This window comes from Flavobacterium hibernum (assembly GCF_000832125.1).
GTDB lineage: Bacteria > Bacteroidota > Bacteroidia > Flavobacteriales > Flavobacteriaceae > Flavobacterium > Flavobacterium hibernum.
This window is the reverse complement of sequence record NZ_JPRK01000002.1, coordinates 321,192-335,184: the sequence shown is the minus strand read 5'-3', so window position 1 is coordinate 335,184 and position 13,993 is coordinate 321,192. Positions and strand designations below refer to the sequence as shown.

Annotated in this window: 9 protein-coding genes; 1 reads left to right on the top strand and 8 read right to left on the bottom strand. The window is 33.3% G+C overall.

The features are described from left to right. Positions 1-6: 6 nt before the first annotated feature. From IW18_RS01465 to IW18_RS01445, 5 genes are all read right to left on the bottom strand, one after another. Positions 7-1,251, bottom strand: a complete 1,245-nt coding sequence (locus tag IW18_RS01465; RefSeq protein ID WP_041515784.1) for a glycoside hydrolase family 71/99-like protein — start codon at positions 1,249-1,251, stop codon at positions 7-9. A gap of 283 nt (positions 1,252-1,534) precedes the next feature. Next, the gene (locus IW18_RS01460; RefSeq protein ID WP_041515783.1) at positions 1,535-3,046 is read right to left on the bottom strand and encodes a RagB/SusD family nutrient uptake outer membrane protein; all 1,512 of its coding nucleotides are present in this window, start codon (positions 3,044-3,046) and stop codon (positions 1,535-1,537) included. Between the two features lie 25 nt (positions 3,047-3,071). Next, positions 3,072-6,092, bottom strand: coding sequence for a SusC/RagA family TonB-linked outer membrane protein (locus IW18_RS01455; RefSeq protein WP_084607894.1), 3,021 nt, complete (start codon positions 6,090-6,092; stop codon positions 3,072-3,074). Positions 6,093-6,113: 21 nt separating this feature from the next. After that, positions 6,114-7,196, bottom strand: a complete 1,083-nt coding sequence (locus tag IW18_RS01450; RefSeq protein WP_041515781.1) for a hypothetical protein — start codon at positions 7,194-7,196, stop codon at positions 6,114-6,116. A 9-nt stretch (positions 7,197-7,205) separates the two neighbouring features. Continuing rightward, positions 7,206-7,730, bottom strand: a complete 525-nt coding sequence (locus IW18_RS01445; RefSeq protein WP_041515780.1) for a DUF5004 domain-containing protein — start codon at positions 7,728-7,730, stop codon at positions 7,206-7,208. Between the two features lie 483 nt (positions 7,731-8,213). Between IW18_RS01445 and IW18_RS01440 the strand changes: the two genes are divergently transcribed. Next, on the top strand, positions 8,214-9,812 hold the full coding sequence (locus IW18_RS01440) for a DUF6377 domain-containing protein (RefSeq protein ID WP_041515779.1): 1,599 nt from the start codon (positions 8,214-8,216) through the stop codon (positions 9,810-9,812). 208 nt (positions 9,813-10,020) lie between these two features. Here IW18_RS01440 and IW18_RS01435 read toward each other — a convergent pair whose 3' ends face one another. The 3 genes from IW18_RS01435 to IW18_RS01425 all read right to left on the bottom strand — a co-directional run bounded on the left by IW18_RS01435 (position 10,021) and on the right by IW18_RS01425 (position 13,974). After that, positions 10,021-11,244, bottom strand: coding sequence for a sterol desaturase family protein (locus IW18_RS01435; RefSeq protein WP_041515778.1), 1,224 nt, complete (start codon positions 11,242-11,244; stop codon positions 10,021-10,023). A 154-nt stretch (positions 11,245-11,398) separates the two neighbouring features. After that, the gene (locus IW18_RS01430) at positions 11,399-12,685 is read right to left on the bottom strand and encodes a Glu/Leu/Phe/Val family dehydrogenase (RefSeq protein WP_240475522.1); all 1,287 of its coding nucleotides are present in this window, start codon (positions 12,683-12,685) and stop codon (positions 11,399-11,401) included. Positions 12,686-13,122: 437 nt separating this feature from the next. Further along, a complete protein-coding gene (locus IW18_RS01425; protein WP_041515777.1) occupies positions 13,123-13,974 on the bottom strand; it encodes a DMT family transporter in 852 nt (283 codons plus the stop codon). Between the last annotated feature and the right edge of the window lie 19 nt (positions 13,975-13,993).

Genomic DNA, 13,993 nt, shown 5'->3' with positions numbered 1-13,993 from the left:
AACTCTTTATTTAATTTCGTTTAGTAACTGTTTTGCTTTTACGGGTTGCATTGAAACAAAATAATTAAAAGCCTGATCTAGTTTTTTCTGGGCGTCGGCATTGCCTTTTTTATCTATTCGTAAATTGTACATTTTACTGATATCAGGAAAAACTGTTTCGGTATTCTTGACTCCTGCAAATGCTTTTACTTTTTCGATGTAAGTGTAACCAAATTCTACAGTTGGTTCGAACATTGTTCCTTCTCCAAAGTCATTCCATGTAATCAATTGCAGGTAGTTTAAGTTGGCGTTTTTAGCCAAAGAAAGTGTTTCGTCGAGTGTTGCTCCATTATTTGGTTCTATAGTCCAGCCAATAGCAGCTCCACCACCACCTTCGGCATAAAAATCTTTAAAACCTGGATAGGCGCTTCCTATTGCAACTGATGATTTTGGTTTTGTATTGGTGTAAAAATTAGTTAGATAGGTACTGTTTTTATATACCCAAGCATATTCTCCCGAAGCATTTTGTCCTGCTTCTACAGATTGATCCCAAAGTGTTAGAAAAGTAGGTTTTATGGTTAAGGTATTAAAAACATTTGTCCACTCGGCTGGCGTTTGCAAAACAATTGGCCCAAAATTTAGCAACAATGGCTTTCCGTTTACTTTGATGTAATTAGCATCTTTAAAATAATTGGTTTGTATGTACGCTAAATCTGTTTTGGCCGCTCCAGTTACTGAAATTGCTTTTCCGGCATCGACAACATTTTTTGTTACTCTGTCTTCATAAACAATGGCATATTCTAGTCCAACTTTGTTTAACATGGCAATAAGCTGTTCTGTGTTTTCTTTTACCATTCGATAATCGTTGACATCAAAAGTGCCGTACCAGTCGATCAAAACTCCATCGATTCCAGAATATTTCATCAATAATAAATGATTTTCGATCACATTTTTATCGCCTGAATGATAAGGTCCAATTAGAGGATAATAATAAGATGCAATTTCTCTGCGGTTGTTTGCTCCTATATTGTTCGGGTTTTTGTTGGCCATTGTCCAGTGATACCCCCATTTTTTATCGGCACTACTTTCATTGGTTTCAAACCAAGGCATATAATGCACGTAAATTTTGGTACTATTTGTTTTTTCAATCGCAACAGGTGCAAGTGTTTCTGGTTCTGTAGGTGTATCAGATTTTTTATCATCGCTGCTACAACCCGCGGCGACCAAAATATTCATGATCCCAAAAAACAATAATGTGATAGATCTTTTCATATTGATGTATTATTTGTTCTTATTTTTTGCCACAGATTAAAAGGATTAATGGATTTTTTATCCTGATAGCAATATGTAATGGTTAAAATTTTCTCTCACAGATTTGGCAGATTGAGCAGATTTTTTTTATTATTTTTTATTTCGACATGATGTGTGACAAAATTATATCTGCTAAATCTGCGTGAAACAAAATCCTTTTAATCCTTTTAATCTGTGGCAAAAACTATCCTAAAATATGTCAGCTTTCCACGACTAACCAACATGGAAAACTGACATTCTAAACCTAGTTAACAGGATAACCAGGATTTTGTTTTAGATTTTTATTTGTTGTTAAAACTGTACTTGGAATTGGGAAAATAGCTCTGTATTTTTCGGTAGTTCCTTTTTCCCACCATGGCAAAAAGAATGTTCCAAAACGTATGTTATCAGTTCTTCTTCTTCCTTCAAAAGTAAATTCCTTAAGTAGTTCCTGATCTATAAAATGAAGATCGATTACGGCTGGCATTTCTTCTCCCGCACGCGCTGTGACTTGTTGTAAAAATGGTTTTGCTAAATCTGGAGATCCTAAACGAACGTAACATTCGGCTTGCATCATTAAAATTTCGGCATAACGAATCAAAACAAAATCATGATCACGTTCCCAAGTTTCACCAGCTTTCATTTCGTATTTCCCTAAACGAACGCCTTGATTGTCTTTGGCATCGGCAACACTTGTTACTTCTTCAGTATAAGTTAAAGGTTCGCCATTATCCATTATAATAACTTGTCCTGTTGCCAAATTAATCTGGTCGCCTGCAACCATACATTTTTTTCTTTTGTCTGTATTTGCAAAAGCAGAGTAAACTCCTGGTTGTGCACACATTCCGTTGGCGCTCCAAGGATAATCAGCTATTGCAGAAATGGTTAACTTGTGTAAATAATGACAAGACATTGAGTTCATATAATTTCCTACTGTACCTGCTTTTGAATCATAAGGAATTGAGAAAATTATTTCTGGTGACTTTTCGTTTTGTGTTGCAAAATTGGCAAAGAAATCAGGTGTTAAAGAATATCCTGTAACTTTCTGGCACATTGATAAACAGTCCTGCCAACGTGCTGTTCCTATAAAAGCTTCTGAGTTTAAATACAATCTCGCTAATATTGAATAGGCTACATTTTTTGTCAGTTTAGAGTATACGATGTTTGATGTTAAATGCGGAATTGCATCCAACAATTCTTTCTCTACAAAATCATACACTTGTTTTCTGGTAGAATTTGATGGCAAAGAGGTATCTTCAAAATTGACTACGATTGGCACATTTCCAAATAAATCTAAAAGATTATAGTAATAATAGGCTCTTAATGCCTTTAATTCGGCATAAATTGGTGCTTTTGCCGCATCTCCCAATGATGATTTATCTACTTGATAAATAATAGAGTTGATTTTTGCAATTCCGGTGTAATTGTAACGCCAAGCCGAAAGTATCATACGATTGTCTGCTTTCCAAGTATGTTTTTGTGCATCTTGATATTGACCTCCATCGTACCAGTTTGTCCCTCTTGTTGGAATCGTTGCTTCGTCTGAAACGGTTTCGTTCAGAAAGAATACATACTCACTCGTTGGAAAGTTGTTTGATATATTATCGGAAAATCCTCTTAAAGAAGAATAAGCTCCACCAACTAATGCATCAACTTCCTTTGGCGTGTTTCCAAAATTTCCATCTTCTACTCTATCATATAAATCTTCATTTAAATTGGTACATGATATCGTAAAAAGCATGCTTACTAATAACGCTGCTGTTATTTTGATTTTCATTTTCTATATTTTTGAGTTAATTCGCTTAATTGTTTAGCGTAAAATTTAATCCAACAGAAATTGTTGTTGGTCGAGGATAATTATTATATCTATCAATTCCCGGAGCTGCCAATCCCGTTTGATCCAGTACTCCGGTTTGATTAATTCCGTCTTGTGCATTTAAACCAATCTCAGGATCTACTCCTTTATATTTTGTAAATACGGCAAGATTTTCTCCCATAAGATAAATTCTCAATTTTGAACTTTTGTATTTTAATGGCATAGTATACCCAACTGAAACAGTTTGAAGTCTAAAGAATGACGCATCTTCGATCCAATAATCTGAATATTTTGGCGCTGATGTTATACCGCTATTCAGAAACCTATCAGGAACATTGAAAGTTGGTAATCTGTTTGGATCGTTTAACATCATGTTTGTAGCATTTAATGCTTTTTGACCAAACATTCCGTATCCAGAAAATCCAAGATCAAAGTTTCCGTAAGTAAAATTCATTCCAAGACCCATAGTCAAATCTGGCTGAACATTTCCTAAATCTCTTTTATCAGCATCTACTAAAGCATTTTCTGCAACTATATCTCCCGCTGCATTATAGTACTGAATTTTACCATTTGCATCAAGTCCTGCATTTTTGAATCCCCAAAAAGTTCCAACAGCATAACCCTCGGCAATAATTTGAGAATACTGTCCGGACATACCAGATAAACCATGTAATGATCCGCTATAAATCACGTCTGTTTGATAGGTTGGATTGGATAGTTTTTCGATTTTTTGAACGTTATGTCCTAAAGTTAAATTGGCATTCCACGTAAACTTTGTGCCTTTTATTATATCAGCATTCAACGTAAGTTCAACTCCTTTGTTTGACATTTCGCCTACGTTTGCCAACATTGTTCCAACTAAATAAGGAGGTTGAGGCACTTCGTAAGTATATAATAAATCGCTTGTGTTTTTTGAATAATACTCGAATGAACCTGTTATTCTATTAAAAAGACTAAAATCTAAACCAATATTTAATTGTTTTGTCGATTCCCATTTTAAGTCAGGGTTTGGATTTTGTTGTGGCGAATAAGCCAAACTCCAAGTTCCTGTAACCGGGTCGTAGTAACTATCTTTTCCAACTCCTAAAATCGAAAGTGATTTATATTCTCCAATTCCATCCTGATTTCCTGTTACTCCATAACCTACTCTTACTTTCAGATTGTCTAACCAGCCTTTTGTTGAACTCATAAACTCTTCGCTCGAAATTTTCCAGGCTGCAGAAGCTGATGGGAATGTTCCCCATTTATTATTGTCTCCAAAACGGCTTGAACCATCTCTTCTTACTGTTGCCGTTAGCAAATACTTTCCGTCATAGGAATAATTTGCACGGGCATAAAATGAAACTAGATTTGATTTCCCTTTATAAGAATAAACGTCTCCTAAACGATATCTATAACCTGCACCTAAATTGTTATAACTAAAAGCATCTGTAACAAAACCACTACGTTGTGCGCCAAAACCTTCGTATATATTCTCTAGATAAGAGTATCCAGCAAGTGCTCCAATAGTATGTTTGTCGATTACTTTATTATAATTCACATACAATTCTCCTTGTGCATTGGCAAATTCCGCATATGTTTTTTGGGCATAACCACCTTCTGTAGCGCCTTCTAGAACTGCATAACTTGGTTTATACAAGTTTCCTTGAACCGCATTGTGTTCATACGAAATATTTGCTACAGCTAGAAAGTCATTTAAGAACTTTACTTCTGTTTTAAAATATCCTAACAATCTGTGTCTTTCGTTATCAGCCGTTCTGTCTGTTAAAACTTCAACCGGATTTTCGTAAAGCGTATTAATTACATTGGAAAATTTTCCGTTAGAATCGTATACGGGAATTGTTGGATTTAGATTGTAAGCGCGTTCAAAAATTCTATAATCTAACGGATGCCATTTATCTACATTGGCAAATAAACCCATGTCAAATTTTACATCTTTGTTGTCTCCAAGATATTGATAAGCCGTAATGTTTCCGCTTAATCTTTCTAAACCTGTAGATTTTATAACACCTTCGTTGTTTAAGTAAGAAAGTGAAGTTCTAAATCCGCCATCTGTTTTACCCGAATTAATAGTTAAAGTATGCGATTGTGAAATAGCGGTTTGTTCAACTGCTTTTTGCCAATTGGTGTTTCCTCCAAAATCAACTGCATCTTTGTTTCCCGTACTGCGCACATATCCTCTCCATTGATTTGCTGATAAAAGATCTAAATTATCTGCCACATAACCCACGCTAGATAAACCGCTGTAGGTTACCGAAACTCCTTTTGTTCCAGATTTGGTTGTAATGATAATAACTCCGTTTGCTCCCCTTGATCCGTATATGGCTGTTGCCGAAGCATCTTTTAATACATCTACAGATTTGATATCTGAAGGTTGAACAACATTAATGTCGACTCCCGCAATACCGTCAACAACAATTAACGGGCTATTACTTGCCGTTAAGGAAGTTCCTCCACGCAAACGTATTGTTGAACCCGCAGCCGGATCGCCAGAAGGACGAATGATATTTAATCCGGCTACTTTTCCTTGTAAAACCTGTTCTGTAGATGAGATTGTTCCTTTTACTAAATCATCTGCTTTTACACTCGAAATCGCGCCTGTTAAATCTGATTTCTTTTGTGTTCCGTATCCAACAGAAACTACCTGAACTTCGGCAAGCATATAACCGTCATTTTGTAAACGAACGTCTATATTGCCTTTTGTTGCTTCGGTGATCTGAACTTTTTGAGTGGTTGAACCAATAAATGAAACTTCTATTGCACCTCCTACGGCTACATCCAGTATAAATTTTCCGTCAAAATCTGTTGTGGTTGCGTTTTTGGTTCCTGTTTCGATAACTGATGCTCCCGGCAACACATTACCTGTATTGTCATAAACGGTTCCTGTAACATGCTTTTTTCCCTGAGCAAACATTCCTGCCGAAAGAAAAAGCATGAAAATCATGAATACCATCGATTTAGTAGTCCACATTTGATGCAGGACTATTTTTGTATTTTTACTATTCATATGTTTTAATTTGATAGTGAATTATTTGTCTAAAGTTTTAAGAGGCATTTTGGTATCTGAAATTGTTTTGTTTTTGTTGTCTTTTACCACAACATGAATTTCAGTTAAATTTGGAATGCCATTTAGTTCTGCAACTAAGTTCACAAATCCTTTTATCTCTGCTGTTCCCCCCGTAAACTCACCGTTTATTACTTTGCTTCCTGCTGTAATGGTGTAAATTAATTTGTTAACTCCAGACTCATTGTTTTTTCTGGACATTCCAAGAAAATCTTTCTGACTTAATTGTAAAGGGAAAAATCCAAAAACGGGTGCTGGTGGCGGTACATAAGCTCCTGCAAATAAAACCTGATCCGGGGTTGTTCCTGCCCAATCGTCTTTTACCATTAAAAAAACCAGATTCTTCATTTCATAACCGTCCGGCGCATTGTAGTAATCTTTAGGTACCAAATCCATTTTATAGAAACCGTTTCCTAAATCTTTTAATTTTGTTTTGGCTACAATTTCCGGAAGCCAAGATTGGTATTCTTGTTTGATATCCCAATCATTCAATCCGCTATGCATGTGTACACTTTTAGCGCCAGCAAACCCAGGAGCCAGATTAGCATTAAATAAAATACTTACTCCTTTATCAATTGTTGGTTTTGTTGGATAAGATCTGATTAGCTCATTTGCAGTATAAAATGAAGAGAAATCTGTGTACGGCATATTAGCCACATCACTTTGTTTTGATCCGTTTTTGTTTTTTATACGAAACCAAAATCCTGCACTTGCAGCAATTTCTGCCGGAGTTTTAGTAAAATACAATGTTGGAGTTAACGTAAAACTCCAAATTTTATCTTTAACATGTGTTAGTTTTGCAAAATTCGAAGAGTTTTCCCAATTCCCCGCATCTGGTTCTGATGGCGACCAAATCCACATATATAGATCTTCATTTTCAGCATAAGTGGTTCCCGAAAGGTCAAAGTACCACGTAACTTGTTCATCATATTTGTATACCACAGGAAATGATGACATACTTCCTACTGCACCAACATTTTCTTGTCCCTGCATAAAATTAGGAGCCATCAAAAGGGCAAGTAAAATTGTATATATAATTTTTTTCATGTTACTTTTTTAATTAATGGTGGTTAATTTAAACACATAAGACACAAACGGAACGCCGCCAGAAGCATGCACCAATTTTAATTCCATCTCGCCGTTTTTACCCGGAATAGATGTTATTAATAGTTCGTCTGTTTTTTGAGTTTTTTGAGCGTCGCTGTACAAATAGATTTTAGTAGCTCCGGTTGGATTTACTGGTTGAAAATCTGAACTTAACTTCCAATATCCTTTTGGGGCAAAAAGAGGAGGAACATTACCCGACACTTCATAACTTGTGGGACTGTTTTTTTCGTCTACGTTAAATTTGATTTTAAAATCTTCGTAGTTAAAATAGGTACTCAAGTTTTCTTCACTTGGTTCGATCTTATTTGCCTTAGCAGATTCATCGATCATTTTTAAATTTGTTAATCCCCAATTTCCATTTACTTTCTCATAAATGGTAATCGGATCAACATAGCTTCCGTCATCTGTGTTATCGCAGCCAATGGCAAAAAAACACATCATAACAGCTAACCAGTAAATACTTTTACATCTCATAAATTTTGGTTTTTGTTAGTTTTTTTTATCCCTTTAAAAGGACACTACGAAACTAGAAGTTAAATAAATCTAAAAAAAAACATCTGCGAAAAATCAAGATGTAATTCGATTAATTTAAAATATAAAAAACTTATAATCAACAAACTAACACTTTATTAAAATTGTAAAAATCAAGGTATTGTTTAGACTAAAAAGTCAAATATTTAATGGTAAAAATGACAATATCCAAATTAAATCACATATTTTTTTAAGTATATATATATTTAATCGCTTTTTATTGTATAATTGCAAGTTATTAAACTACATTTAACATTTAGAGACTACTTTCCGTCTACATTTCAAAGTTTTAAAGAAATAGAACAACAAAAACAAACCAATATTTAAAAGTTGCTAATCAACAACTCTTAAACTAATTTTGAATTATATAAAGGATTAAAACCAACAGAACCAAAATATTTTCTATCCCCTAAACCAAATCAAAACATGCGAAGAATCTTAATTCTATATTTTTTCATTGCTGGTTTTTCTCTGGCTGCAAAAGAGACAAATCCTGTTTTAGAAGAATTAGATAATGTGCTCCTTAAGAAAGATATTTACTTAAAACAGAAATATCGAAAAATAGAAGCACTGAAAAAAAATGTATCTAAGTTTACCTTGAGCCAAAACAATGAGCAACTATATGATAACTACATGAAGTTGTTTGATGAATATAAATCCTTTAAATACGACTCTGCTTATTATTATTTGGAACAAGCCAAAATCAAGGCAATTGTTTTAAAAGAACCAAAATATTTAGCCCAAAGCCGAATTAAAGAGGGTTTTGTATTACTTTCGTCGGGACTTTTTAAAGAAGCAATCGATACTTTGAATGTTATCGATGACAAAAAGCTTGATCTTAAAAATAAATTCGAATATTATTCTATAAAAGCCCGCGCTTATTATGATTTAGCCGATTATAATAAAGACCAGCGTTTTAATATTCATTATATACAACAAGGAAATCATTTTCTGCAAAAAGCTTTAGCTTTAATTGGTACCAATACCAACGAATATTGGGCTGCCGAAAGTTTAAAAAGATTAAAACAACAAGACTGGCGCGGTGCGGAATTTGCTTTTAGTTATTGGATTAATAATTATAAACTTCCTCCAGATTATTACGGTATTGCAACTTCGAGTTTAGGTTATATTTATTCTGAGAGAGGATATACAAAAAAAGCAATTCAGTATTTAGCATTAGCGGCAATTGCCGATGTTAAAAATGCTACAAAAGAAACTGTTGCGCTAAGAAACTTAGCCAACGAGCTCTTTAAAATGGGTTATTTGGACAAAGCAAATGAATATATCAACATTGCAATGGACGATGCTACTTTTTATAATGCCAGACATCGCAAAATTGAAATTTCGTCGATTTTGCCTATTATCGAAAAAGCGCAATTGAATAATGTAAAAGAGAAAAATGATAAACTGGAGAGAATCATCATTTTATTGACGATTTTGACGGTGATTATTATTTTGTTTTCGATTATAATTTTTAAACAATTAAAGGAAAGAAATAAAGCCAGAAAAATAATGGCTTCATCGTATGCTCAACTTCAGGAAATGAATATTAGTTTGAGTGAAGCCAATGCAATAAAGGAAGAATATATTACGTATTTTATCAAAGCAACTTCAGCATTTATTAATAAAATAGATCATATCCAGAAAAGCACTTTGCATAAGATCATCACTAAGAAAACTGATGAAGTTATTGCAAGTTTAAAACGTTATAATGTTAAGGAAGAACGCGAGAACTTGTTTCATCAATTTGATGAAATCTTCCTGAAGTTATTTCCAACGTTTGTAACAGATTTCAATCATTTATTCCCAAACGATCATAAATGCATTGTCAAAAAAGGAGAACTTTTAAATACTGAACTACGCATTTTTGCATTGTATAGATTAGGAATTCAAGACAGCAATCAAATGGCGGAATTTTTGGAACTTTCTGTAGCTACAATTTACACATACAAGACCAGAATTAAAAGTAAATCAGATTTTAAAGATACTTTTGAAGAGAAAATTATGGCAATAAAAACGATTTAAAAAAGTTTATAGCCACAGATTAAAAGGATTAAAAAAGATTTTTTATGTAGAGTATCTTTATTAAAAAGAGTAGCCACTAATTACACAAATATTTACAAATTCTTTTTATCAATTTACAGCATAAAAATCAGAGAAAATTTGCGCAATTCGTGGCAAAAAAACATAACTAAATAAATCTTTTTAATCCTTTTAATCTGTGGCAAAAAAATTATTCTGAAATTTCTAATTGAAGTACTACATTTTGATATCGTGTACTAAGTGAAAATAATTGCTCCGCAAAAATCATAATTGCCAGCGGAACAAAGAAAAAGGAAATCAAATTTTCTACGTATAAAAAATAGGTTGTTACAATAAAAATACGTGCATATTCCATATAATAAATCCATTTTCGCTGTTCTAATAAAGCACCACAATTTACTAATGTGATCAGAATAAAAAACAAAACAAAAACTTTATCAGTTGCATTTAAATACTCAAAATAGTACGTAAAAACGGTTAAAAACAAGGTACAAACTCCTAACTGAATATAAAGGTAATTCTTGAATCGAAGTCTTTGGTGCGGATTGGCTTTATCTTGTAAAAAACGCTTTTCTAATATTGGCCGAATATCCTGATCCATATTTGCGGGACTTCCAAAAACGGCATTCCATTTGGCTTTAAAACCTTGTGAACGTTTCATTAATTCATAAATTTCAAAGTAATAATGAAAATGCTGCCACAAAAAACTGTAGCTTTTTAGCGGATGCGTTAACCCGTATTTTGGTTTTTCTTCTTCCTCCTGGAAAGTTCCAAAAAGTCGATCCCAAAAAGTAAACATATCACCATAATTTTTGTCTAAATATTTTTCGTCAGAAGCATGATGAACACCATGAACAGATGGTGTTACAAAAACATACTCCAACCATTTTATTCTTCCAATAAGTTGAGTGTGCGTAAAAAACGAATATGCGCCATGAACAATAAGCATTGTAATTACCATAGACGGATGAAATCCTATCAAGGGCAAAATGCACCAAAATCCGGTTCTAACAATAGCCTGAAAGGTAGTTATTCTGGCTGCAGCCGTAAAATTAAACTCTTCACTATGATGGTGTACAATATGTGCCGCCCAGAAAAAATTGACTTCATGACCTAATCGATGATACCAATACCAAACAAAATCTGTGGCCAGAATTAAGGCAAACCACACAAAAATTGTACTGGGAATATCAAATATTCTATAATTGTTGTATATAAAATAATAGAGCTGATAGAAACTTGCAGCAATAAACAGGTTGATTAATCGTTCGGCAATTCCAATGCTAATATTTGAAACTGAACTTTCATAATTAAAAATTTCTGGTCTTTTTTTACGTTCCGCTAATTTATATTCCAAAAACAAGAAAAGGAAAAAGGCAGGCATTGCGAAAGCTAGAAAATTAATATGTTCCATCTTAAAAATTACTTTATTTATTTGTAAAAAACTAAAATACAATTCATTATAAATTAAAAAACAAAGATATTTTCATCAATTAACACTTCTTTTTTAGATTAAAAATGATAGCGTTAACCAATGAAAATAATCTCTTAATTTTAAAACCTATATTTTAATTCTGCTTAAATTTTGGCGCTTCTAAGGCAACTTCTTTTATTGCCTGAGTATCGGCTACTTTTTGTAAAGCAATTACATAAGCAGCAATACGTGGTGTAACATTATGCTTAGCGGCAATTCTAAAAACAGTTTCAAAACCTTTTTGTAAAATATCTTCTAATCGAGTATTAATCTGATGAATTCTCCATGATTCTAAAAGTGAATTCTGAAGCCATTCAAAATACGAAACGGTTACCCCTCCTGCATTTGCCAAAATATCAGGAACAACCAAAACATTGTTGTCATGCAATATTTTATCAGCATCTGAAGAAACTGGACCATTAGCACCTTCTACAATAATTTTGGCGCGAATAGCATTGGCATTTTTTTGTGTAATTACATCTTCTTTTGCCGCAGGAATCAAGACATCAACGTCTAGCAATAATAGTTCCTCGTGTTTGATTGCAACTGAATTTGGATATCCTTTAATGTTTTTATTATTCAAATTATAATACAAAATCAACTCTGGTATGTTTAACCCTTCCGGATTATAAAAAGCTTCAGAAACATCGCTCACAGCAACAATCTTCAATCCTTTCTCGTATAGAAACAAAGCCGAATGTAATCCAACATTTCCAAACCCCTGAATTGCTACTGTAGATTTTGCCGGTCTAAGTTTTAGTTTTTGAAGTGCTAATAAGGTAATAATGCTTACACCTCTTCCTGTTGCTTCTACTCTACCCAGCGAACCTCCTGAATGCAAATGTTTCCCTGTTACTACAGCATGAATTGTTTTACCGTGAACTAATGAAAACTCATCCATTAACCAACCCATTTCGTCAGGGCCAGTTCCCATGTCTGGTGCGGGAACATCTTTTTCTGGTCCAAAAATATCAGATAAAGCTTTTGTGTAAGCTCTTGTAATTTTTTCTAATTCCGCTTTAGAAAGTTTTCTTGGATCACAAATAATTCCACCTTTTGCACCTCCAAACGGGATTCCGGTTACAGCAGATTTCCAGGTCATCCAGGCCGCTAATGCTTTTACTTCATCCAGATTTACGGCGGTATCGTAACGAATTCCTCCTTTTGATGGCCCTAAAGCTGTATTGTGAATGACACGATACCCTTCAAAGTTTTGAATTTTTCCATTGTCTAATGTAATCGAAAAATTAACTACGATTTGTTTTTCCGGACGTTGCAATTTCTGCCTAATCGATTCATCTAAATTAAGAATGTCGGCAGCGATATTAAAACGGTCAATCATTGATTGAAAGGGATTCTGTTTGATAATTTCTGTACTCATAATATATGTCTTTTTAAAATTGGGGGTTATTTATTTTATCTTTTAATTATTGAAAATCTCTTGTAAATAAGAACTGCAACACGGTATTTTCATCAAACAGCTTTGCATCATACTATTTATATTTCTATTCGATCTCATTTCTTCATTTTTTAATAGTTCTAAAAAAAAGCCTTTCATGGTGCATGAAAGGCTAAAAAAAAAAATAACTAACAAGTACTTTCTCTATTAACGCCATTTCATCGCATAGTTCGACATGCAACACATCGTGAAGTTGCACATGAACGGGATGATATATAGACTACAGTTTTCCATTGTTATTGCAAATCTATAAATATATTTTATAAATTCTATAGAATTAGTCGAGTTTATTTTTAGATAATAAGAAAATAATTTAAAAACACCTGAAAACAAAGGTTTTACAAACTAAAAAAAAGTACTTAAAATTGAGACATAACGATAAAAACAATGGCAATTAATGCCAAAAAGAGCCCTATGTAATTTAATTTGGATAATTTTTCCTTGAAGAAAAGTAAACCAACAAGACTTCCTAATACGATAACTCCCATATTCATTCCGGCAAAAACTGTGGAGGGATTTTCGGCGAAAGCCTTATGAGCTTTTAAATAAAATAGAATATTTCCAAAATTAAAGATTCCGACTAAAGCTCCACAAAGGATATTTTTAGATTCTAATTTTACATTTTTTATTCCAATTTCATAAACAGAAATTAAAATTGCAACAGTCAAAGCGATACAAAAAACTACAAATAAGGAAGTTGGATAAGGCAAAGTAGTATAAATTGCTATTTGCTTAAAAAGTATATCAATGATTCCAAAACCTATTAAAACAATCGTGGGAAAGATCCATTTATTCTCATTATTCTGGGACTGTTTTCTTAAGATGAATAAAAGCGCTATAAAACCAATTACGATCCCGATAATTTTATAAGTATTAAACTCTTCTTTAAAAATAAACCAAGCCGCTAATATTGGAATAAAAAGAGATAATCGTTGCGCAGCATCTGTTTTTACAATTCCCATATGTTTAATAGAAGCCACAAGAAAAAGAAAAACAACAGGCAGCAAGACTCCAATGGCAATATACAGGTTCCAAGGCGCGTTGGCATCTACTTCTTTTAAATTTGGAGCATAAGTAAAGTAACAAAGTGCAAGAGCCGCAACATAATTAAAAGCTACAATTTGTGTTGGATTTGAATTGTATTTTCGGGTTATCTTAAAAATAACACCCACAGTTACACTACAAAGTATACTTAAAACAAGAAACAGCATAAGATTAAATTTTGAATGC

Coding starts and splice junctions, on each gene's coding strand:
- IW18_RS01465 (WP_041515784.1), bottom strand. CDS start 1,251: ATGAAAAGATCTATCACATTATTGTTTTTTGGGATCATGAATATTTTG.
- IW18_RS01460 (WP_041515783.1), bottom strand. CDS start 3,046: ATGAAAATCAAAATAACAGCAGCGTTATTAGTAAGCATGCTTTTTACG.
- IW18_RS01455 (WP_084607894.1), bottom strand. CDS start 6,092: ATGAATAGTAAAAATACAAAAATAGTCCTGCATCAAATGTGGACTACT.
- IW18_RS01450 (WP_041515781.1), bottom strand. CDS start 7,196: ATGAAAAAAATTATATATACAATTTTACTTGCCCTTTTGATGGCTCCT.
- IW18_RS01445 (WP_041515780.1), bottom strand. CDS start 7,730: ATGAGATGTAAAAGTATTTACTGGTTAGCTGTTATGATGTGTTTTTTT.
- IW18_RS01440 (WP_041515779.1), top strand. CDS start 8,214: ATGCGAAGAATCTTAATTCTATATTTTTTCATTGCTGGTTTTTCTCTG.
- IW18_RS01435 (WP_041515778.1), bottom strand. CDS start 11,244: ATGGAACATATTAATTTTCTAGCTTTCGCAATGCCTGCCTTTTTCCTT.
- IW18_RS01430 (WP_240475522.1), bottom strand. CDS start 12,685: ATGAGTACAGAAATTATCAAACAGAATCCCTTTCAATCAATGATTGAC.
- IW18_RS01425 (WP_041515777.1), bottom strand. CDS start 13,974: ATGCTGTTTCTTGTTTTAAGTATACTTTGTAGTGTAACTGTGGGTGTT.